Annotated in this window: 26 protein-coding genes; 12 read left to right on the plus strand and 14 right to left on the minus strand. The window is 47.0% G+C overall.

Features of this window, described 5'->3' with window-relative positions:
• Positions 1 to 408 precede the first annotated feature (408 nt).
• The 3 genes from ZX61_RS06420 (at position 409) to ZX61_RS06430 (ending at position 3248) form a co-directional block, all read left to right on the plus strand.
• Complete coding sequence (locus ZX61_RS06420; RefSeq protein ID WP_082173415.1) at positions 409 to 2067, plus strand: SgrR family transcriptional regulator; 1659 nt, start codon at positions 409 to 411, stop codon at positions 2065 to 2067.
• A 52-nt stretch (positions 2068 to 2119) separates the two neighbouring features.
• On the plus strand, positions 2120 to 2485 hold the full coding sequence (locus tag ZX61_RS06425) for a cupin domain-containing protein (protein ID WP_049843860.1): 366 nt from the start codon (positions 2120 to 2122) through the stop codon (positions 2483 to 2485).
• Between the two features lie 145 nt (positions 2486 to 2630).
• Positions 2631 to 3248 (plus strand): LysE family translocator, encoded by a 618-nt coding sequence (locus tag ZX61_RS06430; protein WP_049843861.1) that lies wholly within the window; start codon positions 2631 to 2633, stop codon positions 3246 to 3248.
• 24 nt (positions 3249 to 3272) lie between these two features.
• Here ZX61_RS06430 and ZX61_RS06435 read toward each other — a convergent pair whose 3' ends face one another.
• The 3 genes from ZX61_RS06435 to ZX61_RS06445 form a co-directional block, all read right to left on the minus strand.
• Entirely contained in the window at positions 3273 to 3947 is a 675-nt protein-coding gene (locus ZX61_RS06435) for a glutathione S-transferase N-terminal domain-containing protein (protein ID WP_235431302.1), read from the minus strand.
• 228 nt (positions 3948 to 4175) lie between these two features.
• Positions 4176 to 4637 carry a VOC family protein gene (locus ZX61_RS06440; RefSeq protein WP_049843862.1) on the minus strand — a complete coding sequence of 154 codons (462 nt, stop codon included), beginning with the start codon at positions 4635 to 4637 and terminating at the stop codon, positions 4176 to 4178.
• Between the two features lie 399 nt (positions 4638 to 5036).
• The gene (locus ZX61_RS06445; RefSeq protein ID WP_049843863.1) at positions 5037 to 5411 is read right to left on the minus strand and encodes a hypothetical protein; all 375 of its coding nucleotides are present in this window, start codon (positions 5409 to 5411) and stop codon (positions 5037 to 5039) included.
• An 89-nt stretch (positions 5412 to 5500) separates the two neighbouring features.
• Between ZX61_RS06445 and ZX61_RS06450 the strand changes: the two genes are divergently transcribed.
• A complete protein-coding gene (locus ZX61_RS06450) occupies positions 5501 to 6325 on the plus strand; it encodes a LysR family transcriptional regulator (protein WP_004744224.1) in 825 nt (274 codons plus the stop codon).
• Between the two features lie 127 nt (positions 6326 to 6452).
• Here the strand turns inward: ZX61_RS06450 and ZX61_RS06455 are convergent, their stop codons facing one another.
• Positions 6453 to 7319 (minus strand): carotenoid biosynthesis protein, encoded by an 867-nt coding sequence (locus tag ZX61_RS06455; RefSeq protein WP_268808139.1) that lies wholly within the window; start codon positions 7317 to 7319, stop codon positions 6453 to 6455.
• A gap of 1182 nt (positions 7320 to 8501) precedes the next feature.
• On the opposite strand from ZX61_RS06455, the gene ZX61_RS06460 reads away from it, so the two are divergent.
• The 4 genes from ZX61_RS06460 (at position 8502) to ZX61_RS06475 (ending at position 11243) form a co-directional block, all read left to right on the plus strand.
• The gene (locus tag ZX61_RS06460; RefSeq protein ID WP_235431303.1) at positions 8502 to 9296 is read left to right on the plus strand and encodes a winged helix-turn-helix domain-containing protein; all 795 of its coding nucleotides are present in this window, start codon (positions 8502 to 8504) and stop codon (positions 9294 to 9296) included.
• Positions 9283 to 9768: a hypothetical protein gene (locus tag ZX61_RS06465; protein WP_004744221.1), complete on the plus strand. Its 486-nt coding sequence runs from the start codon at positions 9283 to 9285 to the stop codon at positions 9766 to 9768. Before ZX61_RS06460 ends, ZX61_RS06465 begins: the two co-directional genes overlap by 14 nt.
• Before the next feature lie 360 nt (positions 9769 to 10128).
• Complete coding sequence (tpx, locus tag ZX61_RS06470; protein ID WP_049843864.1) at positions 10129 to 10632, plus strand: thiol peroxidase; 504 nt, start codon at positions 10129 to 10131, stop codon at positions 10630 to 10632.
• Positions 10633 to 10634: 2 nt separating this feature from the next.
• On the plus strand, positions 10635 to 11243 hold the full coding sequence (locus ZX61_RS06475) for a redoxin family protein (protein WP_004749455.1): 609 nt from the start codon (positions 10635 to 10637) through the stop codon (positions 11241 to 11243).
• Positions 11244 to 11633: 390 nt separating this feature from the next.
• On the opposite strand, the gene ZX61_RS06480 is transcribed toward ZX61_RS06475, so the two are convergent.
• From ZX61_RS06480 to ZX61_RS06490, 3 genes are all read right to left on the minus strand, one after another.
• The gene (locus tag ZX61_RS06480; RefSeq protein WP_004744218.1) at positions 11634 to 11888 is read right to left on the minus strand and encodes a hypothetical protein; all 255 of its coding nucleotides are present in this window, start codon (positions 11886 to 11888) and stop codon (positions 11634 to 11636) included.
• Positions 11889 to 12055: 167 nt separating this feature from the next.
• Entirely contained in the window at positions 12056 to 13552 is a 1497-nt protein-coding gene (locus ZX61_RS06485; protein WP_049843865.1) for a M20 family peptidase, read from the minus strand.
• A gap of 239 nt (positions 13553 to 13791) precedes the next feature.
• Positions 13792 to 14814 (minus strand): zinc-binding alcohol dehydrogenase family protein, encoded by a 1023-nt coding sequence (locus ZX61_RS06490; RefSeq protein WP_049843866.1) that lies wholly within the window; start codon positions 14812 to 14814, stop codon positions 13792 to 13794.
• Positions 14815 to 15131: 317 nt separating this feature from the next.
• On the opposite strand from ZX61_RS06490, the gene ZX61_RS06495 reads away from it, so the two are divergent.
• The 3 genes from ZX61_RS06495 to ZX61_RS06505 all read left to right on the plus strand — a co-directional run bounded on the left by ZX61_RS06495 (position 15132) and on the right by ZX61_RS06505 (position 16293).
• Positions 15132 to 15635 carry a YgjV family protein gene (locus tag ZX61_RS06495; protein ID WP_049843867.1) on the plus strand — a complete coding sequence of 168 codons (504 nt, stop codon included), beginning with the start codon at positions 15132 to 15134 and terminating at the stop codon, positions 15633 to 15635.
• A gap of 64 nt (positions 15636 to 15699) precedes the next feature.
• Positions 15700 to 15924: a hypothetical protein gene (locus ZX61_RS06500; RefSeq protein ID WP_150114965.1), complete on the plus strand. Its 225-nt coding sequence runs from the start codon at positions 15700 to 15702 to the stop codon at positions 15922 to 15924.
• A gap of 147 nt (positions 15925 to 16071) precedes the next feature.
• Positions 16072 to 16293 carry a hypothetical protein gene (locus tag ZX61_RS06505; protein ID WP_150114966.1) on the plus strand — a complete coding sequence of 74 codons (222 nt, stop codon included), beginning with the start codon at positions 16072 to 16074 and terminating at the stop codon, positions 16291 to 16293.
• Here the strand turns inward: ZX61_RS06505 and ZX61_RS06510 are convergent.
• The 6 genes from ZX61_RS06510 to ZX61_RS06535 all read right to left on the minus strand — a co-directional run bounded on the left by ZX61_RS06510 (position 16283) and on the right by ZX61_RS06535 (position 22499).
• Positions 16283 to 17110 carry a transglutaminase domain-containing protein gene (locus tag ZX61_RS06510; protein WP_049843870.1) on the minus strand — a complete coding sequence of 276 codons (828 nt, stop codon included), beginning with the start codon at positions 17108 to 17110 and terminating at the stop codon, positions 16283 to 16285. The two genes, ZX61_RS06505 and ZX61_RS06510, sit on opposite strands and share 11 nt — an antisense overlap.
• 4 nt (positions 17111 to 17114) lie before the next feature.
• Positions 17115 to 18629 (minus strand): MFS transporter, encoded by a 1515-nt coding sequence (locus tag ZX61_RS06515; RefSeq protein ID WP_049843871.1) that lies wholly within the window; start codon positions 18627 to 18629, stop codon positions 17115 to 17117.
• Positions 18622 to 20604, minus strand: a complete 1983-nt coding sequence (locus tag ZX61_RS06520; RefSeq protein ID WP_160316785.1) for a beta-ketoacyl-[acyl-carrier-protein] synthase family protein — start codon at positions 20602 to 20604, stop codon at positions 18622 to 18624. Before ZX61_RS06520 ends, ZX61_RS06515 begins: the two co-directional genes overlap by 8 nt.
• Positions 20605 to 20777: 173 nt before the next feature.
• Positions 20778 to 21530, minus strand: coding sequence for an SDR family NAD(P)-dependent oxidoreductase (locus ZX61_RS06525; protein WP_049843873.1), 753 nt, complete (start codon positions 21528 to 21530; stop codon positions 20778 to 20780).
• Positions 21523 to 22185, minus strand: a complete 663-nt coding sequence (locus ZX61_RS06530; protein WP_049843874.1) for a hypothetical protein — start codon at positions 22183 to 22185, stop codon at positions 21523 to 21525. The genes ZX61_RS06525 and ZX61_RS06530 overlap by 8 nt, the downstream gene beginning before the upstream one ends.
• Positions 22186 to 22196: 11 nt before the next feature.
• Entirely contained in the window at positions 22197 to 22499 is a 303-nt protein-coding gene (locus tag ZX61_RS06535) for an acyl carrier protein (protein ID WP_049843875.1), read from the minus strand.
• A gap of 651 nt (positions 22500 to 23150) precedes the next feature.
• Between ZX61_RS06535 and ZX61_RS06540 the strand changes: the two genes are divergently transcribed.
• The gene (locus tag ZX61_RS06540; RefSeq protein WP_049843876.1) at positions 23151 to 23954 is read left to right on the plus strand and encodes a carbon-nitrogen hydrolase family protein; all 804 of its coding nucleotides are present in this window, start codon (positions 23151 to 23153) and stop codon (positions 23952 to 23954) included.
• A 13-nt stretch (positions 23955 to 23967) separates the two neighbouring features.
• Here ZX61_RS06540 and ZX61_RS06545 read toward each other — a convergent pair whose 3' ends face one another.
• Positions 23968 to 24660, minus strand: a complete 693-nt coding sequence (locus ZX61_RS06545; RefSeq protein WP_049843877.1) for an aspartate/glutamate racemase family protein — start codon at positions 24658 to 24660, stop codon at positions 23968 to 23970.
• Positions 24661 to 25041: the final 381 nt, after the last annotated feature.

A 25041-nucleotide genomic window follows, 5' to 3' on the forward strand; every position in this document is an offset into this window, starting at 1 on the left:
GTGAGAGAATGAGTATTGGCAGTCGTTTGGTGCGCGAACGCCTCTCTTACATAGACCGTGAAGGCGCCATGGCGTAAAAGGTGAACCATATTCATTCAAGTGATCGTTCTTAGTTCGTTATTCACTCCGCATACTGCTTAGCACGTTTACAGCAAGTTGCCAGGAGTACGACAATGAACCCACTCGACTATACGTTTTATACGCTGAATGCAAAACGTTATTTGATTGAACCAAACGTTGCACACGTTGTAGGTGTGTCGCGCAAATCATATCGGTGGCCTTACGTCTTTTTCTTCGGTTTCGTCGTTGGTCTGTGGTTGCCGCTGTAGTCGCTATCTAGGAGCTCAAGCGAGCGACACGGAGTGAGGAGTGGCGGTTAGGGTAAGTAACAATAATAGAGTAGGTATCGTGCAATCCTGTTTCCTTTCATCCAGTCAATTGAAGCGTGTTAAGCAGCTCGAAAGTCAGTTTTCGGTGCAAATAGCGTGTGGTGTCAATATTTCCCGACTTGCTGAGCTATTAGTTTGTTCAGAGCGCAATGTTAGTAAGCTAATGACCTCGTTGCAAAAGTTGGGGGTGATAAGTTGGGTACCAGGCCGGGGCAGGGGGCATCATTCGCAATTCACCTTGTTAAAAAGTTTTGAAGAGGCTTTGACTGAGCAACTGGAGCAACTGGCTCAGAATGGAAATCTGAATCAGGCCTATAGATTGGCAGAGCAGTTCGGTCGAGTTGGACTGTTTCAAGAACGTATGCCCTATTGGCTTGATAGTGCTCGACAAACCTTACGTGAGCAAAATACATTGATGTATCTTGTGCCATACGATTTGCCTGAATGGCGGCCCCATTGTGCCCTGTCAACGCGTTCAATTTTGTTGATCGAGAGTGTATTTGACACACTCTTGCGGTATGACAGTAAACACCAACAAATTTACCCACATCTCGGCCATCAGTTACGATTGAGTGAGTGCCAAATTCGCGTTCGAATTCGCAACAATATTACGTTTCATAACGGTGAGCGCCTAACACCAGAATGGGTTCAAGCGAACTTTGAGATGCGACGCGATACGGTACATCCATACCAGATTCTATTTCGCCATTTGGAGCGTATCGACGTGGATGGCCAGTGGGTGGCGTTTGTTTTGCGTCAAAACGATCCGGTTTTTCTTCATCTATTGGCAGATGCCCATAGCGCCATTTTTGACTTTCGTTCTGAGGTTCCGCAAGGGACGGGGGCGTATGCTGTTGAACGCCTAGAGAGTCAACATTGGAGTTTAGTGCGAAATCAGCATTACTTTGGATTGGGAGGTGAAATTGAGCGTGCGGAATTTTGGACAAATGAGGCCTTACCCGCTGGGTCGATGCATGTTACGGAATCTTACCTGACGGATGGGGAACTGGAGCAAGATCAGGAGGTCATTGAGCAGAGTGGGTGTACTGTCCTCCAGTTTCGACACCATGAGCATGCCCTATCGACCGCTGAGCGGAGCTGGGTTGTGTACCATAGCCGCGGCTTTCTGGAGCGAACCTCACGCCAAGCGGCGAACAGTGTCATGGATTGTCATCAGGATAAAGGGTTTCACTTGTTTGACCAAACTAGGTTGAAGCCTTCTAGACCTGTGGTAGTTGAAGTGAGATGCGTCCATCGAGCTGAAGTGAAGCCTTTATTGAGCGCTTTACAAGAAAAAGGGATTGAAGTGCGGATCCACGACCCTGACGAAGATGTGGCGGGTAGCGAGGTCGATATCGTCTATGATTGCTATGCGTTTGGCGATGATCTGACTTTTCAATATTACGAGTGGTTGTTGTGTGGAGACGTGTTTGCGCGCTGTTTGTCCCACCCGGCTCAGCAAAGTCTGTTGAGTTTTGTGGATACGTTAATGCAGGAAAGTGAACACAGTCAGGATTTTTTGCAAAAGCTATATCGCGCTGAAGATTGGTTGATCCAAAACTACCATTTTTGCCCCTTATGGCGCGACCATGTTGTGTATCAAAGAGCAGATAACGTGTACGGGACAGAAACTGGAAACATGGGATTGATGTCTTTAGCCAATATGTGGTTAGAGTGACCTGAGTTTTGTTACTCAGTCGACAGTGAAACGTATGGGTTACGAGGTGAAAATGGAAAAAATCAATTTGTCAGAGAAGTTTCGTTTGTTTGATGAAGAATGGACACCCAAAATTGTTGGCCAATCAAATGGTCAGTTGGTGAAGATCGCGAAAGGGAGTGGCGAACTGGTTTGGCATGCCCACGAGAATGAAGATGAATTGTTCTTAGTGCTGAAAGGGCAACTGACGCTTCAATTAAGAGATGGGGATGTGGTGTTGAACGAAGGAGAGATGTACGTGGTACCGAAGGGCGTCGAACATTGCCCTAAAGCGTTGCCAGACACTCATTTTATGATGATTGAACCTGAGTCAACTGCACATACAGGTGAAACGGAGTGTGACAGAACGGTGTCACTCGAGCATCAGTCTTGGCTCTAAGCTTTCACTGAGCAATTGACCCTTTTTCCCCGCAGGGAGAGGGTTAGAACGCGGCGAGGCTGACGGTCGTGCTCAGCTCAACACACTTGACATTGAATGTTGTTCGCAGCGGCTTATATAGGCGTTGATTAAAGGGGGACGCAAAATGGACTTTCAAGTATGGCTTGGTTTTATGGCCGCATCGCTGATCTTAACGGTGACTCCAGGACCGAGCATTTTTCTAGGGATCGCTCACGCGCTTCGTTTTGGGCATCGACGTGTCTTTTATACCGCATTGGGGGATATCACTGCCAATGGGATACAAATGCTTTTGGTGGCCTTAGGTTTAGGGGTAGTGATCGCCAATTCCGAGTTTGCGTTTGCAGTTATTAAAGTGTTCGGGGTCATCACTTTATGTTTTATGGGGATTAAAATGTTGCTTGCAAGACCAACGGCCATTGAAGAGCCAGAGTCCGTTGGCGACGTTGTCTCTAATTATAAACTGTTTTGGTCAGGTTTTATGGTCGCCGCGGGCAACCCTAAAGCCATCGTTTTCTTTACGGCGTTCTTCCCTCAATTCATCGACATACATACGCCAGTTCTGCCACAACTGCTGATCATGTGTCCATCCATGGCGGTGTTGGATTTTACTCTGGTGATGCTCTATGCCTGTTTAGCCCGCCACCTGGCCTCGACAACACGACTATCATTGCTGTCTGTCACTAGAGGAAGCGGTGTCCTTCTATTAGGGGCGGCTGGCGCGCTGGCGCTAAAAAATCGGTAATTGAGTCACGAGCTTGTTGGGCATCTAGGTTTCATTGGGGGAGTGCTTACTGTCTAGTTGAAGATACCATGCTTGAATGTGGGGGCCTAGGTGGGTGAGCTTGACGTTTTCGCTGACGGTGAATAACCACTTTAATGTGCCATAAACAATGTAATCGGCATAAAGTGGCGCTTCACCACCGACAAAGGGGAGATCTTTAAGATGTTGCTCCAGCAATTGCAGTTTGTCTGTGAGCTGCGCTGTGGACGCGGATTGACAGTTTGATTGCACGTTTTCTAGCGAGTCTCCGAGCGCTTTTTCACGTGAGGCCCTGAAGTAAGCTTTGTCTCGATCCTTGAGTTTATTGAAGATATCGAAAATCGCGATACGCGCGATATCGGTGTGTAAGGTTCTTGCCCACTTCTCAAAGAATAACGCCAGCGTTTTACCTTGTTGCGAGGAGAATAGTGAGGGTGTATCAGGGTAGGCGTTTTCGAGGTACTCGGCGATCTCAAATGAGCCTCCAATACGGCGATTGTGATCATCGTGAATGAAAGGAAGGGTGTGAAATAGGCCTTGTGAAGCCTCGTCTATTTCGGTAAACCCGACATCGACCGTTGTGAATGGCAGCCCTTTGTGTTGAAGCGCCATCCGGGTTCTCCAGCAATATGGACTGAAGTTTACCCCTTGCTCTCCCGCTAATTCATAGAGTGTAATCATGCGCTCTCCTTCTGCATCGCTCGCTTGGCATTCACGTTGTTTCTGACATTAGAGTATGTGGAGGCGGAGTTCAATCCCCTTGAGGAGGGCGAGTGTCTATCACTTCTCTCACTCGCAAAGTAGAGTTGAGAGCTCTTTGAGCCTTCATTGACCCGAGAATCGACTATCGACTGCCAGTCCTTGCCTACGCGACGGCTATTCAAACTTAGGCGCATGTTTACTTTCGCACTAAATCACATCGACGACTGGTAAGGGAGTACCGACTATCTTGTTGCTAGGTGAAAAAGGAAAAATGATTTCAATTGTTATACCGTTGGGATCGTCGAGAAAGATCTGATGTTCATTGATTTGTGGGATCACACGTTCTCGAAACGGAACTTTCTGGTGTACAAAGTGCTGCTGAGTCGAGGCTAGGTCGTGTCCTTTGAAAGAGACATGGTCGATGGCTCCTGAGCCAGATTGAGCGCCTTTATTCCCTAAATAAGCGACGAGCGCTTCGGGAATATGCCCCTCTGGCAGCGACACTAAGTGCAGTATAGGGTGTCCGTCGTCGTTGTACATCCATGCCCCTGGAAATGCAAATTGCGGGCGTGGACCACGGTGAAGCCCTATGCATTGTTCAAAAAACAGAGCGGTCATTTCTAAGTCGGAGGTTCTGATTGTAAAATGATCGATGGCCTTTATGCGCATGTGACGACCTTGTGACTGATAAGAAAACTTGTGTGCAACAATACGCGACGGGTGACGGCCAAGAGAAGAGGGGGAAATGTAAAAACAGTTTTCGTCAAAACTGAATAGTCTTAGGGTAGAGATTGTCTACTTTGGCCAAGGTTAAAAGCGCGCTTGAATTCAACCTGAATCCTGAATCGAGTGGTTTAGACGTTAGGATTGATTAGTCTAACCCCAAATCGCGAAGAACATGGGCTGATTTAGATTCTGGTTCCAAGTGTTGATAGCGTTTTGGGGCAGGTTTTAACTTTAACAAAGTGCGTTTAATCATTTTTACGATAAGCATAGTACACCTCGATATTGTATGGTTTCAGTTGGCTGACTAATTCAATATAACCTTTGATGAACTTGACGAGTTTATTAATCAATAAACCCCTTAGACTTAAGTAATATTGTTTCGAATAAGAGCGCGTTATCGTCATAATCATTAATCCTTATGGTGTTGAGTTGTGGAATTAAATCGTCATTGATGAACTCTAACGTAATGACGAATTTTGTCGGTTGAGCTAATCTGGGCAGACTTCCTATAATGGCGACATAGTTTGTAATCTGGTTGTCTTTTACTTCAACTAATTGTTCATTTTTCTGAATGTTAATATGGTGAATTTCATCGACATTGATTCCTTTAATCGAACAGCCAACAATATTAAACTGGCTGAGTTCATTTTTGGATAATGCGATAAGAAATTCATTGGTTTGTTTCCTAATAAGGATTTCTTCATGTAGTCTTAACATTATTCCCCCTCCTTGGAATGATTTATATCAATAGCCAGTAATGAAAACAACGTGACATAGTGTTACATATAGGGAACAATGATCTAACTATGATGAATAATGAACTGATAAGCTTCGCCGCTGTATGCAAGCACCTCTCGATTACCAAAGCCGCTAATGAACTTGGTAAATCAAAAGCTCATATTAGTCGTCATATCGCCGATCTGGAGGCATCGATTGGCGTGAAATTGCTCTATCGAACCACTCGTAACATTTCTCTCACCCCAAAAGGAGAGAGCCTTAAGGAAACGGCCCTTGAGTTACTCGCCAATCTAAATGAATTGAGTTACAAGACGTCGACCATGAACGATGAGATGAGTGGTAAGTTCACGATTACAATGCCGAGCTCCATTGCGGCCTCATTGTTTATCGATATCTTGAAAAAACTGAAGTGCAGTTTCCCCAACGTCTCTTTTAGAATTATTGCAACGAATAAGGTGGAAAACCTGATTGAGGGCAATATAGATATGGCGATTAGGATCGGCAGCATCCGCGATGAAAGCCTCATTGCTCACAATATTGGGACATTTAGCAACATTTTAGTCAGTTCAAAAAAGAGTCGCGGAGATACTCTGATTGTCTATGAGAAGTTCCGTCATAAAGAGACAGTCGCGAACAACTACAATGGAACTATCGAAGTGGATAATGTGCCATTGCTGATCACCTTCTTGGAGAATGGTATTGGTGTAGGCATTGTGCCAGATTACTACTTCAAGGCGAATTCAATGTGTGATGTGACGATTCTAGAGAAGTATCAAGATTGCCACAACATATACATTACATACCCTTTTCAATCGCCTTTACCAAAGAATTTGCTGGAAATATCCGCGATCATCACCAGTGAAATGAAGAGGATTCTTCATATTCAACTCTAACGTCGCAGCCGATTTTTTTGCGCTCTAGCAGGTTGTTTTTGTAAGGTGGCTGCGTCGTGAGGCGAATACGGTACTTATGTTGTCAGGCAACGCGAGCGCCAGGTAACAGGGTACCGTATTGTGTGAATTAAAGCGCTGTTGTCGCATGGAGCGAATGATTGCGGTGTCGGTAGATCTTATAGATAGATTGGATGCCGATCGGTAGCATGGTAAAGAGACCAATAAGCATGACACTCCCATAAACGTCTTTGGAACTAAAAACTTCGCCATGCAACGTGGTGACATCAACGCTGTCTTTGAACAAGAAGCAAAGGATGTATTTCGACATGATGGTAATGTAAACGATTGAGGGCAGGTATAGGTAGCCATGGGTTGGGATCTGTTTCAAATGCACTTTATCGTTGTAGCACCATAATGTGAAAGGCAAATAAAAGGTAAAGACGCACAAAAACCAACCAAAGAAATTACTTAAAGGCACGCCAAAATACACACCACGATCGGTCCAGACCCACAAAGATTTGATGAGCGAATTCACTGGGTCCATCACGACATCCCATGAAACCATGACAAATGAGGCAACCAGGGAGATGATGATGGCTTTGCTTACCGTTGGGATCGGTTTATCAAACTGATTGAGCAGGATCATTGATATAAACCAAGAAACATAGCCCAAACTGAAATAGGTCGGCATGATTGCCAATGGCACGTCAAATATTTTGGTACCTAGCCTATCAGAATAATAGTAGTGACCGAAAGGAAATCCACTTGAAACGCTGACGCTTTCGTAGAAAACACTGACAATAAAGACTAGAAGAAAGAAATAAGACATTTTCTTTACTCCACAGTACATACTACCGTGAATGATTGCAAACGGGAGCAATATTAGTGGGGTAAATATACTCGAGATATTTATATCGGTATAACCCCGAATGAATGAATAAACAATATAAACAATGGTGATTGCAAGCAAGAATAAAGAGGTTCTATGCTTCATATGATACTCTTATTTTTCAAATTAAAAGTCATGATAGCAATTAAGCACAATGAAAGATGGTGCGAATTAATTGATATCAGTCGAGCTGTAATAATAAAGCGCCACAAAGTATCATAAAAAATTTGTTGTCTGGTCTAATCAGTATCAATTTAGAGACAACAGGGAAATATTCGAGTTGCCCAATTAGATAATATATCGAATTGGCATGTAGGTCGCGTCACTGATAAATGGGTCCGCCATTATGTTGGCCTCGATAGTGATCTGACGCTGGCAATCTGGTGAAGGGGGCATCTGTTCGAGTGAATTGCGCTAGGCATTTCTGATATAAATGAATCTTGCTTCAGAAATTTCGCTGAAGAATGTTGTTTTTCTTCACTTTTGGTTGGAGGCGTCTAGACTGTGGGTCAGTGCGCTTTCCAAGGACGCTTGGTCAGCGGCTTCAAGAAAGCCACATCGGATGATGTGGCTTTTTTATTGCTCACGAGAGATGACGGGGGACTCAACCATATGAGTGGTGTCACTGGCAGTCGCGAGTCGAACTTCATTGTTTCCATATGGAAACTCTGAATATCATTTTGAGAACTACCCCGGCATAGTCGATGTGGTTATCCTCACTGCGAATTGCCGTTGATTTACGGAAATTCAGATTTCGTTACAGTTGTGATAGGCCGTTATATTGTGCTCTGTGGCCTGTGATGGGATCGATCCCCCGACTTCAGTTAGGCGATAAAATGTGAGAGTAATATTAAATTACCATCAAGTGATTTTATCTCAAGTCTTTGAATAATAATCAATTAATTAAAACGTGTTGTTGGATTGTATAGCTAATGTTAAGGGTATTTTGCTATTTAGAGCCTTAGAACTAGATGGTATACAGTCATTTACTTTTTATATCAAATGGTAATATTTTATTATTGTTTTTTATAAATTGAGCGGGTATCGTACGCCCAAAAACGGGCTTCTTTCCATAAAGCTGAAGTACATGGTGCGGGGATTTTTTACCTGCAAGCCGACCTGTCTGCAGCGAAGAGCAACCGTTACCTATGGCTAGGCTTAATGACGTACTCTAGGATGGAGTCACGTGCTCCCAAGGGAGCAAATCGGCTATCGATGGCCTATCAAGGACGATCTTAGCCTTAGGTGTCGCACCTAAGAAGTTGTAGATTGACTAATTGTACGTGTATGAACTGCGAATCTTTGTGGCAGTTGTATCCTCTTGCCCGGGAACAACTGGTTAATGTGAAATCCTTGAATGGCAAAAAACTGAAAGGCACAGAGTGCCGAGTGTTAGAAGTTTTGATCGCGAATCAAGGTCAGGTTGTACCGAAAAAAGAGCTGTTTACTCAAGTTTGGGGTGATCGTATTGTCTCCGATAACAGTTTGACCCAATGTATTGCTCAGTTGCGACTAGCACTGGGTGATAATGGCAAAGAGCAAAAGTACATCAAAACCATCCCTTCGCGTGGCTACATGCTGTTTGAAAATGTCGTGCAGTTGGCAGAGCCTGAGCATCAGCAATTGCCTGAAGTTGCCGTTTGTGCGCCGGAAGAGGCAACGGTTGCGGCAACGTCCCGTGACGCAGAAGAGCATCATTATCACCAACAACTGAAAGCATTGCTGGCGCTGTTTTTCGCTGTCGTATTTTTGTTTCAGACTGCTCAGGCTGTGAATCGTTGGACATTCGGTTGGAATGTGCCGTTGGATCGTTGGATCACTGAGACACAAGATGAGAGGACGTTTATGTTCCTCGACAACCCTGCGAGTAAAACACTCTATCATTATTTCCGTGATGAAAGCGCCCACCTCGAAGGGACGCCTGTAACCGATCTGCTGATTTCCACAGGTGTCAGTAATTATTATCTTTCCTGTGTCTACCGCTGTAAATCGACGGGAGATCAAGAAGTCAGAAACTTTACCTTTGATTTGCAGGAGAACTTTTACCTAATGGGAGGAATGGTACGCGATGTCTGTCAATAGAGTATTGCTGGTATTTTTTTCCCTAGCAGGTCTCGCTACGCTGACGAACGTAGCGCTCAAAATTGCCGATGTGCCTGACTTCATGAATGGAAAAACAAGTCAACTTTTCTACAGTGGCACGCTTAATGTGACGTTAAGCGGCGATGTGTTTTTAATCGAGGATTACCACACGATTAACCATCGTTTGTTTTTCAATCAAAAGTCCCACACGAGTCGTGTGATAGAAGATGGACAACGCGGACTGTACTTTAGTTACTTTACGGATTTTTATAGTGATAATTTGGTACAGTTTACGGAGTTTTCACTACCGATAGATGCGCCTATGCCTGCGAACAACGTGATTCAGGTTGAGGCTCATGCTATGAGGCGTCTCAATAACGAAATGTTGCAGATCATTCATCACAACCGCAAAGTCCTTTGTTATACGAAGTTACTTGAGGGTGGGGTGAAATGCATCACGCGTCGAAAATAAAACCACGCCGTATTTCAAATCAGCACCGCTTTTTGCGGTGCTTTTTTTTACCTTAAATTCGACCTGTTGTTTGATTCCACCCAGGATTACTTCAGCGCCTCATCAGTGACTTCTGGCTCAAGTAAGACACGCACGATTTCCTCTTGCATGAGATCACCAAAGATAGTGCTTATTCATCAATAAAAACAATCACATAGGTGTGAATCATAAAGGTTTTGATTAGTTCACTATGGAACTAATGAGTATTTTGACACCATGTGCCTCGTTCTAAGGGTTGCTCGTTTGGATTGCTCAACATCCTGTTATTAACGAGTGAACTCATCAAAGTGAATGCACTATGTGTACATAAAAGAGGTAATCATGTCAGTAACATTCTTAGGGAACCCGGTTTCTGTAAACGGTCAACTACCGCAAAAAGGGGAGCAAGCCCCAGAGTTTACTCTGTGTGACCAAACATTGGCTGATATCAACATTGAGCGTTTTAATGGGAAAAAATTGGTGCTCAACATTTTCCCAAGTGCGGATACGCCGACGTGCGCTGATAGTATTCGATCATTCAATGAAGCGGCAAAAACCTTGGACAACACTGTCGTCTTGTGTGTCTCTGCTGATCTCCCATTTGCACTTGCTCGTTTTGTCGAGCGACACAAGTTACATCAAGTGTCTATTGCTTCGTGTTTCCGCTCGCCAGAGTTTGCTCAAAGTTACGGTGTAGCGATTGCAGACGGTGCGTTGCGCGGTCTGACTTCGCGTGCAGTGGTTGTACTCGATGAGCAGCGTCAGGTGTTGCATTCACAGTTAGTGAGTGAAATTGCTGACGAGCCAAATTATCAGCAAGCCATTGCCGCGGTAAAGGGAGAATGATCATGAAGCGCGCATTAGTGTTACTTGCCATGATCATGTCCGGTGCCGCTTACGCAGGTTACGATGTGACACAACAAACCGCGGAGTTAGGAGAGGATCAGAATGTCACGTTGGAACATTCTACGACCTTCACGCTAGGCGGCCATGCCGTCAAAGTCGGTGACCTTATTCCGGCCATGACACTGGCCAATTCAGCGTTGAAACCGGTCGAGACTCAAGGCAGTGGTAAAGTTCGAATCTACAACCTATTGGTGTCGGTTGATACGCCTGTGTGTGTGGAACAGGCCGTCGTGTTTAATACACTGGCTGAAAAACATGCTGAATACGCGGATCAGCTTGAATTCATTAATGTGAGTGCTGACACTCCGTTTGCTCAAGCGCGTTTTATCTCTGAGCAAAAGTTAAGCCAGAAGGTCGCGTTTCTTTCTGATTCATACAAGCACGAATTTGGCCAACAAACAGGCGCCCATATCGAAGAATTGGGCTTGTTATCGCGTGCCATTATCGTCGTAGGTAAAGACGACCGTATTCTGCATATCCAACGCGTTCCAGAGCTGACGCAATTGCCGGATTTGAACACCGCTGTAGCGATTGCGAAACGCCATATCTAACGGTGGCTATTTTCGGCATCGAGCGCCTTCTCTCCCGTGCTTGATGCCGCTTTTTATGTATGAGTGACAGAATAATGAACCTTTTGAAGCCACTAATAGCGGTCACGTTGATAACGCTGGCGTTTTGGCTATTTTACTCTCTACTGCCTGTGGGTTTTTCTCCTGAGCAATTGTGCCAAGAGCTCAGGCGCTTTGAATCCTCTCAACGTTTTCCTAGCCGCAATGTCTGCCACTCCAGTCACTGGCCGCGAGGGTGATTCTTCCTCACTGACCGAATCGGTTTAGTCGGGGCGTCATGCCTTTTTCTTCAAGGAAAAAATACACGGATTGTATTACAGTGACAAAAAAAGCGGCTGAATGCCGCTTTAATTCGTTACTGAGTAAATCCCTCTAGGTCAATCTGCCTGCCAGGGACGAAATGACGTCTTCGGCCTCATAGTTGTAAGTCGTTTGGCAAAAGCGTGTTTCTTGCTCCAACTGAGCCAGAGCTCGTTGTTTTAAACGCAATTTATCTTGCTCATCTAACCATTTACTTTTTACGAAGAAGCATTTTAATGACAGGCTCAGATCGTCAATATGGGGGCCTTCTTGGCCTGTCAACGTCTGGTATTCTTCAAGGTCGTTTAGCGCAAGTTTTAATGACATGTCTATTCCTATGATTTCAAGAGTTGAATATGGGAGGTGTAATTGCCCCCCTCAGACACCACTCTACTTAGAAGGCAGAATCATCGGTAATGAACTTGTATGAATACCTCAAAATTAAAGTAATTACTTAATTTTAAGTCTTTGAAATAAAACATTAATGGTTTTAATTAATTCAAGTTTGGCATAGCCAATTGTTGAACAAGTGAGCGATAAAATGTCAGCATCTGTCCATAAGCCTCAACACTTATCCGCTCGTTGGGCCCATGTATCCGTGGGAGATCACTGTCATCAAGTGCGAGCGGCAAGAATCGATAGACTCGGCTTGTTAGTTCAATGTAATGCCGAGCGTCGGTTGCATTGATCGTCAAATAAGGGGCGACAACGGTGCGTGACGCGCCAAATACTTTTTCAGTGGTGTGCTTGAGTATCTTGAACGCGCGGTTGTTTTGTTCGGAGATAGGGGTTGCACGATTGTAAGGCGGGCGAATGTCCACTTGTATGGCAGGGTCGTCAATGATGGCTTCTATGTACTCGAGCACTTGTTTGGGCTCCGTATTAGGAAGCAAGCGAACATTGATATTGGCCGTTGCTTCAGGGGCAAGCACGTTGTCTTTCACTCCGGCGTTCAACAAAGTGACAGCCATAGTCGTGCGGACCACCGCATTGGTCGCAGCACTGGCCGTCAGCTGGTCAAGCAAAAGAGGCTTAAATAGCCAAAGGTTCGCAAAGAGAAGGCGATAATTGAATGCCATGTAACCTGACGTGGCATCGAATAACTGTTGAGTAGCGCCACTGTACTCTGCCGGCATGGGATGGTCTTCTAAACGTGAAATCGCTCGAGCCAATCGCCCAGGTGTGGTTTGGGCTGGGGGCATGGATGAGTGACCCGGGATCCCTTTTGCTGTCAGGGATACATTGAGGTAGCCTTTTTCTGCTACGCCTATCAAAGCGACCGGGACAGGGACGCCGGGCACCACCTCATCAAGAACAAAGCCCCCCTCATCAAGAACCAGGGCAGGGCTAACGCCGAGGCGCGCTAATCGTTCGGCCATCGCTTTGGCACCGTGCTCACCACCCACTTCCTCATCATGACCGAAGGCAAGGTATATATCGCGCTGGGGCTTGGCACCGGATAACAAGAGGGCTTCTATGCTTTCCAAAATGGCGAGCATTGAGGCTTTATCATCCATTGTTCCTCTCCCCCAAACATAGCCATCTTTGATCGCGCCTGAGTAAGGAGGGTGGATCCAGGTCTTTCGTGTCGATATTGCGTAGGGCACGATATCTTGATGTGCGGTTAGGACAATGGGCCGCGCCTTTGGATCACTGCCGGGCCAGCGGTACAAAAGACTAAACTGATTGATGCGCTCGAGTTCTAAGTCACGATGCACCAGAGGATAGGCGCCTGCAAGCCATCGGTGAAAATCTAAGAACACGGCAGGGTCGACACGCGTGGCATTGGGATCTCGCCCATCTAAGCGTGAAACAGTAGGAAACTGTATGGCCTGGCTAAGACGAGTCAACTGAGCGGCATTGGCAGGTTTTTGCTCAATGTGGGGTTGGTTAGGAAGTGCTTTCTGGTGTAACCATGTTCGGATTAGTAACGTGAATACAAGAGCCAGCAGTGCGAGAGAAACGAGAGAAACAAAAGATCGGAGTGTCATCAGTGGTCCAAAAAAGGCGGCATGGTTTGTCGGGCACTAGTTTATCCGCTGTCTTCGTATAAGCTGACCCGATGAGTGTGATTGTGCAGAATCGAACAGGTCATGTTTGGGAAACGGTCTCTCCTAAGCAGCGTCGAGCTGCTTAAGAGTCCGTTATCATCAGCCTTGATGAACGGCGAAGTTGAACGATGTTTTATTTGGCCTCTACTGCCCAAGACATCCCGTCACTTGGCGTCAAGTCAATCGTAATTGATGACGACTTTACCGATTGTGGCCCCACTTTCGAGCAGAATGTGCCCTTGTTTGATGGTCTCTGCTGAGAAGCCATGGAGCTCTTTTGTTAAGGTCGATCGAATCCGACCCGCGTCGACCAAATTCGCAATCTGTCTAAGGATGTCCCCTTGTTTGTATAGATCAGCCGTCTTGTAGAGAGAACGTGTAAACATCAGTTCCCAAACAAATCCGACGGATTTACCTTGTAGCTTGCTTAAATCAACACCGCCCTCAAATTCGACAATCGAAGCGATTGTGCCCTGAGGGGCAATGAGCTCAGCCATCGCATCCCAGTGGCCCAACGTATCTGCTGTATTAAAGATGTAGTCTACGGTCTCAAACCCCAGAGCTTGGACGGATTCACAGAGATTCTTATGATTCGCAACATAGTCGGCCCCCATTTGTTTGACCCAATTTTCAGTCTCTGGTCGAGAAGCGGTCGCAATCACGGTGAGGTTCGTCAGTTGCTTGGCTATCTGCGTCGTGATTGATCCGACGCCACCGGCACCCCCGATGATCAGGAGCGTCTTTCGTTCTGTAGGGTCGACGCGCAAGCGGTCAAACAGTGTTTCCCAACCGGTTAATGAGGTCAGAGGCAGTGAGGCCGCTTCTGCGTCTGTCAGCCCTCTTGGCGCCAGAGCGACCAACCGAGAATCGATGGCATGGTATTGTGCGTTGGTGCCTGGGCGGGTGACATCTCCAGCATAGTAAACACGGTCACCTAGTTTAAAGTTCGTGACGTTTGCACCAACTTCCACAATTTCACCAACAGCGTCATAACCTAGAACGCGAGGTTGTTCTAGTGTGGTGTCGGTTGCCGCTCTGATGCGTATTTTCGTGTCGGCAGGATTAACGGAGACAGAAGCGATCTTAACTAACAGATCAAATTTTCCCAGTGATGGGAGGGCGGTTTCAAATTCAAAAAGACTCGATGAGGCTTCGATAGGTTGTGATTGACTGAATCCAATGGCCTTCATGGTGGTTGACATTATCTACTTTCCTTATTGTTTTCGAGGCTCGGCAACGTTGCCGTCGTCTGGTGTTATGCCAACTATACGGAGCTCAATGTCAGAGAAAAACGAGCGCAAGGCTGAAAGACTTTCAAACGTTTATTGATAATTAACACACACATATCTGTGTGGCGACACTGGCTCAAGAGCGCTGAGGGAGGTATCATCGCGGGCATCCGAAGTGAGCGTGATACAGACAAAACAGGGCGGTCAAGACCCCTCATCATGTCTTCGGATGGGACGGATTGTCAGGGAGAAAACTCGCGCAGGGGCGCGTATCAATAGGTAGTTGATTTATGGATGTGTTCTTTTTATCCCAGGTCCTTGTGGCTATAGCGATTTGTTTTGATCTGATGTCGTTTCAGTTTAAGGATAGAAAAAAGATCGTCGCGTGTTTGTTTTGTGCGGGCGTGTTGATTTCTACGCATTTTGCATTGCTCTCGGAATGGACAGCCGCGTCCCTAATGGGGGTGGCGACTTTGCGTTATTTAGTCAGTATTTTTTCGACTTCCTCTATTTTGAAATATGTGTTTTGTTCGGCGTCGGTTCTCGTCACTGGTGCTACCTTCACAGGGCTTACTAGCATCATCGGTTGTATGGGCTCCGTGCTTCAGACCCTCGCAGCATTTCAGGAGAGTGACCGTCGACTAAGGGAACTGATGATAATAGGAACAGCGTTATGGCTTCTACATAACTATTTGGTTGGTTCACCCACTGCGGTACTAATGGAAGTCTTGTTCATGTCGAGCAACCTCTTTGGCTATTACCGCTACTATTTTAAACGCGCGGGGGTCGCATAATAGTCCTCTGCTGCGGTGAGCATCAGCAAGCTTTGCCGTTTTAGCTATTGATGGTTTTCTCGTCTTGAAGCGTCAGTGTCCTGACTCGCTGTTTTTCTTCAGCATGGACATTGTGGCGACGGACACCCTAACCTGCCTATCGACCGTTCACCAAGGTCCTATAGACTTGGCAACAGCACCTTTAGATAAAACTCGCCTTGAATCAGTGTCTTCGTTTCGGCGTAAATTCATCGCGTCGCGTCCGATTGAGCTCGGTGGCGGCGGTGAGCATCAGCGAACAGCGCAATAGTGGTCGCCGTTGCGGGTCAAAAGCACGACACAAGTAGCAATGTGACTGTTGGAGCAGTGTGCGTTGATGCTGGGCAACGAGCGTGATGGGGGTGAGCAAGGTCTCAGGTCGGAAAAGAACGACTCGGTTCACAGCAGACAGGTAGTAGTGGCCCGATGGGAAATCAGTCAGGCGGTTACGCAGATGTACACCGCTTGCCTGAGCCAAGCATTCCAACCACAGCGGCCAAGGGTGTCGCCAGTACGTATGATACTGGGGGGCGTTCGTCCACTGGGTGGTCGCGATGATCGTCTTTCGATTGAGCTGAAGGACGTTGTCGATAAATGCAAATGGCGCAGCGTGAGCGGTAGGGAAATAGCTAATCATTGATCACCTGAGAGAATGGGTTTCGGATCCGGAGGTGGCGGTGCAGACGAAGGAGCTGTCGGGTCGTTGTTTTTGATAAGTGCGGTTGTTTTAAATTGGCGATCAGGCGGTCAATTTTATCCGGTTGGATTTGGTACTCGGTACAGTCGAAGTGATCCCAGTAGTAGAGCTCGCGTTTGTGCAACGCGAGCAAATCTTGGAGGGTGCGCCAGATCAGCAGCTCAAACCCAACAATTTTTTTGTAAGTTTGATGTTTCAACAGGCTCAAATCCAATTTGCCACGTCGGTAGCCTTGCCAGAAGTCGGTATAGCACACGGACTTGTCGCGCGGTACATCGTCGAGGCTAAAGTTGATGGGCGTCGACAAATGGCTGAGCCTTTCTGGGCTGAGCGCTGGCTCTAGGATACGCCAGCGTGACTGCTGCCAATATTCAATCACCACCTGCTCGAGGTAGCGCCCAGGTTGGTAGTAAGTGCAGAGTGCAAAACGCATGCGGGCTGGGATCCCTTGATGACGAAGCAAGGCAAGGGCCAAGATTGCCAATGTTTGACAGTTGCCAACGATTTTCTGTTCAAAGGGGTTGTCCGCGTCAAGTCGAAGTCCGCGTTGCCGGATCACCTGAAAAAGTTGGTAGGCACTGCGATAACGATAGTCTTCTAAGCGACCCACAGCGATGTGCGAAGCATTCTGCCCGTTGTGATTTTCAATCACGTTGTGACAATAGGTGAGGATGTCACGTGGGTGAGCCGGCAGAGCGCCGATTGAAGCGCCGAACTCATTTAATTGGGTCTGGGAGGAAGGGGTGGCATAGTTAATCATAAAATCACCAATCGAAACGGCATGTCATGATCTTTTGGTCATGACAAAAAAGAATGACGTGCAGGGCTTGCTCGGACCGTGTTTGTTTGACGGTCAGCACTTGTTCTGGATGGACGGGAGAGAAAAAGCGCGCTTGAGTCAAAGTCCAGGGTTGGTTTGACTTTGGCATGAGACATAATTCGGTAATGGTATCCAGTAGGATCACTCCGGGGACGACTGGATGGTTAGGAAAGTGTCCAGTAAAGAAGGGACAGTGGGCGGGGAAGCTCAGAGTCAAGGTGTCCGGTTCGCCCTTGTGGAGTAGGGCACCATGACAGGTTGTCTGCCTCATGGGCCGGGGGGTGGGGACGCGTTTCGACAAGAAGCGAGTGATCTCGGTAGCGGCCAGTGGCAAGATCAGAGTAGAAACGGCAACCGCGGTGAAAATAGGGGGCCATAGAGCCCCTTCAAGTCGCTGGCTATTGACTAACAGTGGTGAGGCAGTAAATGCTAAGCAACTCAACAGGTTGGTTAGAGTCAACTGCAAGGCCGTGAAGCGAATGCGGTACGAGTTCGGTGGGTACTGGGCGCTCAATGTTGAGCCTGCGACGACTCGACCGTAGATGGCGACGGACAGTAGCGCATAGAAAACATAGGCGTGGACCTGGAACAGGGCCAGACTGGCCAAGGAAGCAAGCAAAAGCAAGGTAAAGCCTGTCACGATGCTGAGTGGGGTAGTGTATGTACACAGTTTGCCGGAGAGCTTGGTGCCCAGGTAAGAGGCCAGCCCACCCGCCATAAATAGGGAAGAGACCTCATTTTCGCTAAGTAAGCCATTGATCAGCAGGTGGGGAACAAGAATGGGCATCAAGATGAAGGCAGGCAAGATCGCCAGTCCGTTTAGCGAGGCAGCGAGGGTAGTACGGAAAGTCAGCGGTTCGTCAGACGAGGTTTCCGACCCACGGACGGGACCGAGGGACAAAAATTGGAACGCAACTACGGCGGTAATGGCTGTGATCGTGGCTAAGATAATAAAGCCCATTTGCCAGGACATGTGTATTGAGACATAGCTAAGACTCGGGAGCCCCAAAACGGTGACCACGGAAAACGCTGAGGCGATGATCGCGATGACAGAACCTCGTTGCCGAGGAGGACAGTGGTTGATCAACAACGCCATCGCAGGAGCAAGAATAAAGCCACTGAGCAGCCCAGCACCTGCGCGCGCGACTAGGAGTTGCCAAAAGTCGGTGACCCAGATACAGGTGAGTGTTAGGACTGCCATACCCAAGGTAGCGAGCGGAACAGTGGTGCGGGCCCGAATCGGGCGCCTTAACCAAAAGAGACATAAGCCTGACAGCGCAGAAAACCCTGTGAAAATGGCGTTGAGATAACCTGCGTAATCAAAGGGAACCTCAAAATCGGTCGCCATGATATAGAAGATCGGGTTAATCATCATAAACTGAAGAGCAATACACATTTGCAACGAGGCGACGGTGTATGCTGCCGCTTGGACTGAGTTTGGAAGACGATTGTTAGTCATTCTCGAGTGCTCGTTGGTTAGAGATAATGACCGCGCCAATTGTGTCAGTGGCATCGACCACGATGATCAAAGCCCTGTAGGGCTGATTGGCTAGACGACAGTGGGTCATGGCGGCGGTGATCTGGAATAGTAACTGTGATGAGGGAGGAAGCGGTTCGACCGTGTGTCGTTGGAGCGTGACATGATGATGGGTCAAATAGGCGGTGATTTCATCGTGAAGCGATGGCGTCGCATGGACACTAGAGTCAAAACAATCATCTAGGTTTTCGAGGGTCAGGCCTGCTTGCTGTAGAGTTTCGTGGATGCAGACTTCGAGACATTCTGGCCAAGGTTGAGAGGCCGTGGATGCCTGATAGTGACGATGGTGAGTGCCGAGGATCCAAGCGTGAGCAAGTAAGTTATATTGATCGACTGATGTTGAGTGGGCCAACAGCAGCGCCGCCCCACCCTGATCACGTTCTGAATCAGCGGCGGTAAAGGCGCCATGCTCGTCGCTGGCGCACACCAGCATGAAATCTTGGGTTCGACGATGCAATAGATCGCAACTGTACTCGAGAGCTGTCATCGCACTCGAGAGGGTGGTGCTATGACCGATGACCTGATGGGCAATACTGGTCAGTCCTCCCGTTGCATTCATATTGGTCAAAGGAAAATGATGAGCGCTAGCGAAACGGGGATTGCCGTCATAAATTGAGCTTAGATATCTCTTAAGGCTTCGTTGAGGTCGTTGAGTGAGCCCCATGATCAGTCCTGCACTCGGATTTCGAGTGACCCATTCTTCGTGGCCGCGTATTGCGTGCCCAACCGCTTCAATGGCGAACTGGATTTGAGGCGATGACCGAGCAAACCGCCGATAGTGGCGGGTGAAGTTGAAAGGCTGAGGGGGACTAGGCTGGTGGACCGTTGTGCTTAATTGCCCATCGGTCTGACCGGCGCCAAGGATCGCGATTGGGGCAGACTCTACGTCCTGTTGAGCAGATCGATAGCACTTTGAGACGACAAGTGCACTGTTGTTGCCCCCAAACCCCAGACTGGTTGCAAGGATTGTTTGGCAATGGTTGTTTTCGTCAGGCGGGTAATCGGTATTGAGTGGCAGACAGTCTTGACGATGCCGTGTTTGATTATGATTTGCTGGGACCAGCCCCTGATCAAGGGAAGCGAGTAAGGTAACCAACTCGACGACCCCAGAGGCGCCTAAAGTATGGCCAAAAAATGGCTTCATGACACTGACGAGAGTACGAGGGCCAAATAATGAATGGTACACCGATGATTCCACGTGATCATTCGCTGGTGTCCCAGTCGCATGGGCAGAAATCAGGTTGATATCGCTGTACGTTAAGCCAGCCTGCTCGATGGCAGTATGGATGGCGCGTTTAATGCCACCCCCGTCAGGGTCAGGGGCTGTGATGTGAAAAGCATCGCTCGCCACTCCGTAGCCTAAGAGTGCCCATGAGTTTGGGGAGGGGGAGTGTTGTACCACGATCGCTGCAGCACCTTCCCCCAGATTGAGTCCCGTTGGATGACCAAATGGTGAACATCTATCAAGGCATAGGGCTTTTAAGCTATGAAAACCAGCGATGACAGGAAGAGCCAAACCGTCGCATCCACCACACAAAACAAGGTCTGCTTTGTTGTTCTCGATTAGCTCTTTGGCGATGCCAATGGCGGTGAGACTTGAGGAGCAAGCTGACGAAACGGTGATTTTCCTGCCGGTAAGCTGATAGCGGTCGGTAATGGCGTCGGTACAGTGGCTGATCAGTGACGATTCGACATCGCTGTGGGTAGGCTGGTGGTTTTTGTTGGCCAGCTGATAGAGTTTGGACAACTGATTTAGGCCAGAGTGAGAGGTGCCGATGACGACGGCAACGCGATGTTTTGGCCATTCGCTGAGGTTGATGTTTGCATTTGCGAGTGCTTCTTCCACCGCTTTCAGTAGATGTTGGGTGGTGTCTTCTGATCGAGGTGGGCGATACATTGATGACAGGCAGGGTGTAATGCCGATCTCGAGGATGTTTGATGGGTAATGAAGCGCGTGGAAGTCGTGATGGTACTTGCCCACGTTTTTAAGCCCTTGGATGGCGGGCGTATACAGTCCCATGCCGCTGATCACTATTGGTAATGGCATCTTCACTCCTTGGTGAGACCGGGTTAGCAGAATTTTCCACCGTCGACTCGATACACCTGGCCAGTTGAATAGGGTTGGGGTCGGCGAACAAGATCGCAGACCAAGGCCGCGACATCTTGCGGCTGTCCAATATTAGAGATGGCATTGGCATCGAGGATATGTTGATAGGTGTGTTTTGGTACCTTGCGTGTCATGTCGGTATCGATATAGCCTGGACTGACAGCATTGACGTAAATGTGATGCTTACTTAACAAGCGTGCGCAAAGACGTGTAAAGCCAAGTATGCCACCTTTGGCACAACTGTATGGAACTTGCCCCGCTTTACCTGAGAGAGCAGAGCTAGACGACAGGTTGACGATATGGGCATAGCCAGCCAATCTAGCCGATTGCTTTAAGCTGGACTGGGCGGCGAGGCTCAGATTGATCGTACCGCGTAGATTCGTGGAGAGAATGCGGTCCATCTCCGTCTGAGTGTAATGTATGAATAGCTTATCGAGCGTCATCCCAGCGTTGTTAATCAGTGCGTGTATTGGCCCAAAAGCATGATGCAGTTGGGTGACGAGTTGGTGGCATTGGGTTGGGCAGGAGACGTCGAGCTGATGAATGGAAACACGGCTTTTATGGGCTTGAGACAAAGTACGTCGTATTTCCTCTGCTTGCTCTTGGTTTTTACGGTAGGTCAAGGCAAGGTGGTATTCTTTCGCCATCAGGCCGTAGCCAATTGCTTTGCCGATGCCCCGATTTCCCCCACTGATCAACATTACACGTTTAGACATAATCAACGGCTCCAGATCCGACTCTGAATGTCGCTCCATTGAAAGGCCACGTATGCGTGATTAGTGCCTCGATGAAGTCCGTGACTTGCAGATAATCGATGCTTTGGTATTTAAGAACGAAATTATTTAATAAGCGCTTGTGAGTGGCAGAGCCGGGCAGTTCTTTGAGCTCTGGATGATAAATGATGACATTGAAATTTAATTGGTAACGCGCATACTCTTTGGCCAAAGACCGAGAGAGCGAACGAATGGCCTGATTATAGATTGGAGCGCTGTGTTTGGAAGTGAAATAACCAAAACTGTCATCGTATAATAGAAAGAGGAATTTACCGACACGCGCCACCAAATTGTGAGCGATCACTTGTCGGATAAAGTCCAGTATTGTTGTCAGAGATCGAGTTGATGGAATGTCATCAGACGAAGCAAGCTCGTCAGAGTCAAAAATCGTTTGTAATTCAGATTGCTCATTCCACCTGAGATCGACCAAAATTGCTTCATACGGTTGAAGGTGTGCCGTCATCAGAGCTTGGATGGAATGAGTTCCTTCGTTGAGGCTGGCTAGGGAGAGCGTGGTAACGAGATGGTTTGATTTTAAAGGAGAGCGCAGTGCATTGACAAAGTAAGACGGGTAGTTGGTCAATGTAAGAATGTGCATTGAATGGCTCCCTAGCTTAGGTTATTTGACGCACTATTGTTGTTGTGTTGCAAGACAAAATCCGCGATGGTTGAGGGGGTTTGGCAGATTTCATTCATCAGGGATTTGCTGATCTCGTCAATTTGAATGTGATAGGTTTCTTGTACACCCACCAACACATCAAGAGTATCGATAGAGTCCAACCCCAACCCTGATGCATCGCGCAATAACGTATGTTCCTGAATCTCTGAGCGTTCTACCCCGAGTTCCCCCAGTTCTAAGTTGTCATAAATGATGACATTAATGACGTTTTGGACGATGTCTGATTTGTTCATAATGCCTCCTGTATACCGTCTAAGATGTGTGTTTAGTCGACTTGCCCACTCCGCAGCGGAGGTCATTTATAGTGACGATCCGCGGGCTAATGAGTCAAATTATTAAAAATTAATAGTTGTTCAAGTAAGGGAGACGCTAGATAGAGTAGAGTAAGGATGAGGGCTAATCTGTTGGGTCGATATCAATACCGCGTCACCGTCCGCAATGACGTAAAATACCGAGATCATGCCGAAGAAGTTGCGTGTTGATGACAGTATTGGTGCTCAGTTTTTAGTAGTGTCGGTCAAATCAAGAAATAAGGTTTCCACTTTACGCGAGACATTGTGAGCGACACATCACAAGTGGAGTCAACAAGCCCCATCGATTTTACAAACCGGGAACAACAAAGGTGTCTGGCTCAGCAAGGAACACCGCTAACATCTATGGTCACGTGCTTAAGTGAAACCAATTCTAATCCTAACCAAATTGAGGAGCAGCTTCAGCGAAACGAACTACCTAATAAACAGTATTAGAATCGAGAGATTATAAATAGGGATTTTATGGTAAATCATTATGTTCAATGAATGAGAGCAAAGTAAATCACGATACTCTTTTTAGTCACTTGGCTTTAGTATATGCCGAACCTACGATACAACGAAAGGGGACCTGTTTTGGAAAGTACGAGCTTTACTATTGTTCAACTTAAGGTTGAACACAGCAACAAACGTAAAAATATTGATGAAGTCGACAAGATACTTTCGGCAACAAGCGATGTTGGTGACATAACGTTATTACCTGAGCTGTTTGCTACGGGTTATATATTTGACTCTGCGAGTGACATTCACGGTTTGAGTGAAGATTATTGTGACAGTGTCACAATAAAAAGACTGACAGAATTGTCTCAGATTTATCAGACAACTTTTGTCGCGGGCATCGCTGAAAAAGAACATGGCGAATACTACAACAGTGTCGCCGTGGTTGACACAAGTGGCCTACTTTATAAGTATCGAAAGATTAGCCAAACAAGTATTGATAAGCGCTACTTTTCTCGTGGTAGCGACCTATTGATATTCAAACACAACGGACTGAAAATTGGCGTGGTTGTCTGCTTTGACATTTGGTTCCCTGAGATTATGAGAAGACTGAAGGAAGTCGACATCATACTTCATCTAGCTAACTTCGGTGGGTCTCAGAGTTTTACGCTTGCACGCGCAAGAGCGTTAGAAAACGGTCAGAGTATTCTAACTTGCAACCGAGTTGGCGAAGATACCACTTCCGAGTTTACTGCGAGCTACTGTGGTGGGAGTCGGGTGTACAATCCAAAAGGAGAGGCGATTGTGACGTTAGGTGAACAGCAGGCTAGTGAGACGGTTGTGATTGACGACTTTTCACTCGCCCCCCAGTTTACGGGCATCAACTTCGAGGAAGAGCTAGACGCGATCAGCAAGAGGTTAGCGGAGCGTTTTACCAAGTAGTGAAGAAGTGTACTTAGCTCTCATTCCGAGAGGCGAACAACATGTGCTGCGCTATGATATCCGAGATATGTAACTGCGCACAATCCACAGCATGAAAACCACATTCTTGACCATCAAAGGCTAGGAAAAAGTCCGTACCTGCAAGAAATACGATATCAGCACTTTGCTCCTTTACTAATTTCTGACCTATTGAGAAAATATCTGCTTTGTCCACTTCACTGGCATAACCATTTCTCGCAAATCTTCGATAAGTCTCGGCGGCCACTATTTGGTCATGACGATCGGGTACGACATATTCGTCTTGGTTAAAGCAGCCAAAAACACCTGTTTGCATGGTTGGCAAGGTTCCTAGAATCCCCACTTTTGAATAGTGATTGTGTTGGGTATGCTTTTTTAAGCAGTCGAGCGCGCTAATAATAGGAATAGGAGAGAGCTGAATGAGTTCTTGTAAGCAGAAATGTCCGGCTAATGAGGGAATTACGACATGTGTCGCGCCGCAACAGTAAAGCTTTTCGATAAAACCTTGAAATATCGCCGCTTGTTCAGCTCTTTTGTTCTGTAGCAAGTTGGTGGTTAACTGCTGAATGTCGGCATGAACAATGGTGAGCTCTAATGTAAGACCCGCTGACTTGTGTTGTCTTACTAGTTCTCGGTAATACAGCTCTGTTGAAGATGGCCCTATGCCGCCGATGATACCTATATGCATGATAATGCCCCTTAGAGATAGCCTTGTTGATCTGCTGTTGTTATACCATGTTAAATTTGAGCTCGTTAGTGGTATACGGGGCGTAAATGTACGACGAACCAGTCAAGATCTTTAACTAGAAACGCGAGGCTTCTCTAGTGTTACGAAGTGCAACCCGCGCAATAGATTCGCGAGTAGGCTGTGTTACTCATATTTGAATACCACGACAGTAAATGCTTTCCGTACATATTGAATGCAATCATTTTTTACTAAGTCTGGCATTGAAATTCGCTGTGAGCACAATGGGCCTGTGCGTATGTACTTACTAATGACCATTAATTAAACGATAGTTAGATTAATGGTCATTATCTATTTTATGGTAAATCGATTATGTTTAATGAA

It is taken from the genome of Vibrio sp. VPAP30, from assembly GCF_001188205.1.
In the GTDB taxonomy this organism is placed as follows: domain Bacteria; phylum Pseudomonadota; class Gammaproteobacteria; order Enterobacterales; family Vibrionaceae; genus Vibrio; species Vibrio bivalvicida.

Bases quoted from the DNA above. Each gene is read 5' to 3' on its own strand.
- ZX61_RS06495 (WP_049843867.1), top strand. From the start codon at position 15,132: ATGGATGTGTTCTTTTTATCCCAGGTCCTTGTGGCTATAGCGATTTGT.
- ZX61_RS06455 (WP_268808139.1), bottom strand. From the start codon at position 7,319: ATGAAGCATAGAACCTCTTTATTCTTGCTTGCAATCACCATTGTTTAT.
- ZX61_RS06530 (WP_049843874.1), bottom strand. From the start codon at position 22,185: ATGCACATTCTTACATTGACCAACTACCCGTCTTACTTTGTCAATGCA.
- ZX61_RS06440 (WP_049843862.1), bottom strand. From the start codon at position 4,637: ATGCGCATAAAGGCCATCGATCATTTTACAATCAGAACCTCCGACTTA.
- ZX61_RS06475 (WP_004749455.1), top strand. From the start codon at position 10,635: ATGAAGCGCGCATTAGTGTTACTTGCCATGATCATGTCCGGTGCCGCT.
- tpx (WP_049843864.1), top strand. From the start codon at position 10,129: ATGTCAGTAACATTCTTAGGGAACCCGGTTTCTGTAAACGGTCAACTA.
- ZX61_RS06435 (WP_235431302.1), bottom strand. From the start codon at position 3,947: ATGATTACACTCTATGAATTAGCGGGAGAGCAAGGGGTAAACTTCAGT.
- ZX61_RS06445 (WP_049843863.1), bottom strand. From the start codon at position 5,411: ATGTTAAGACTACATGAAGAAATCCTTATTAGGAAACAAACCAATGAA.
- ZX61_RS06525 (WP_049843873.1), bottom strand. From the start codon at position 21,530: ATGTCTAAACGTGTAATGTTGATCAGTGGGGGAAATCGGGGCATCGGC.
- ZX61_RS06520 (WP_160316785.1), bottom strand. From the start codon at position 20,604: ATGTATCGCCCACCTCGATCAGAAGACACCACCCAACATCTACTGAAA.
- ZX61_RS06425 (WP_049843860.1), top strand. From the start codon at position 2,120: ATGGAAAAAATCAATTTGTCAGAGAAGTTTCGTTTGTTTGATGAAGAA.
- ZX61_RS06535 (WP_049843875.1), bottom strand. From the start codon at position 22,499: ATGAACAAATCAGACATCGTCCAAAACGTCATTAATGTCATCATTTAT.
- ZX61_RS06460 (WP_235431303.1), top strand. From the start codon at position 8,502: ATGAACTGCGAATCTTTGTGGCAGTTGTATCCTCTTGCCCGGGAACAA.
- ZX61_RS06490 (WP_049843866.1), bottom strand. From the start codon at position 14,814: ATGTCAACCACCATGAAGGCCATTGGATTCAGTCAATCACAACCTATC.
- ZX61_RS06480 (WP_004744218.1), bottom strand. From the start codon at position 11,888: ATGTCATTAAAACTTGCGCTAAACGACCTTGAAGAATACCAGACGTTG.
- ZX61_RS06450 (WP_004744224.1), top strand. From the start codon at position 5,501: ATGATGAATAATGAACTGATAAGCTTCGCCGCTGTATGCAAGCACCTC.
- ZX61_RS06515 (WP_049843871.1), bottom strand. From the start codon at position 18,629: ATGACTAACAATCGTCTTCCAAACTCAGTCCAAGCGGCAGCATACACC.
- ZX61_RS06510 (WP_049843870.1), bottom strand. From the start codon at position 17,110: ATGATTAACTATGCCACCCCTTCCTCCCAGACCCAATTAAATGAGTTC.
- ZX61_RS06485 (WP_049843865.1), bottom strand. From the start codon at position 13,552: ATGACACTCCGATCTTTTGTTTCTCTCGTTTCTCTCGCACTGCTGGCT.
- ZX61_RS06465 (WP_004744221.1), top strand. From the start codon at position 9,283: ATGTCTGTCAATAGAGTATTGCTGGTATTTTTTTCCCTAGCAGGTCTC.
- ZX61_RS06545 (WP_049843877.1), bottom strand. From the start codon at position 24,660: ATGCATATAGGTATCATCGGCGGCATAGGGCCATCTTCAACAGAGCTG.
- ZX61_RS06430 (WP_049843861.1), top strand. From the start codon at position 2,631: ATGGACTTTCAAGTATGGCTTGGTTTTATGGCCGCATCGCTGATCTTA.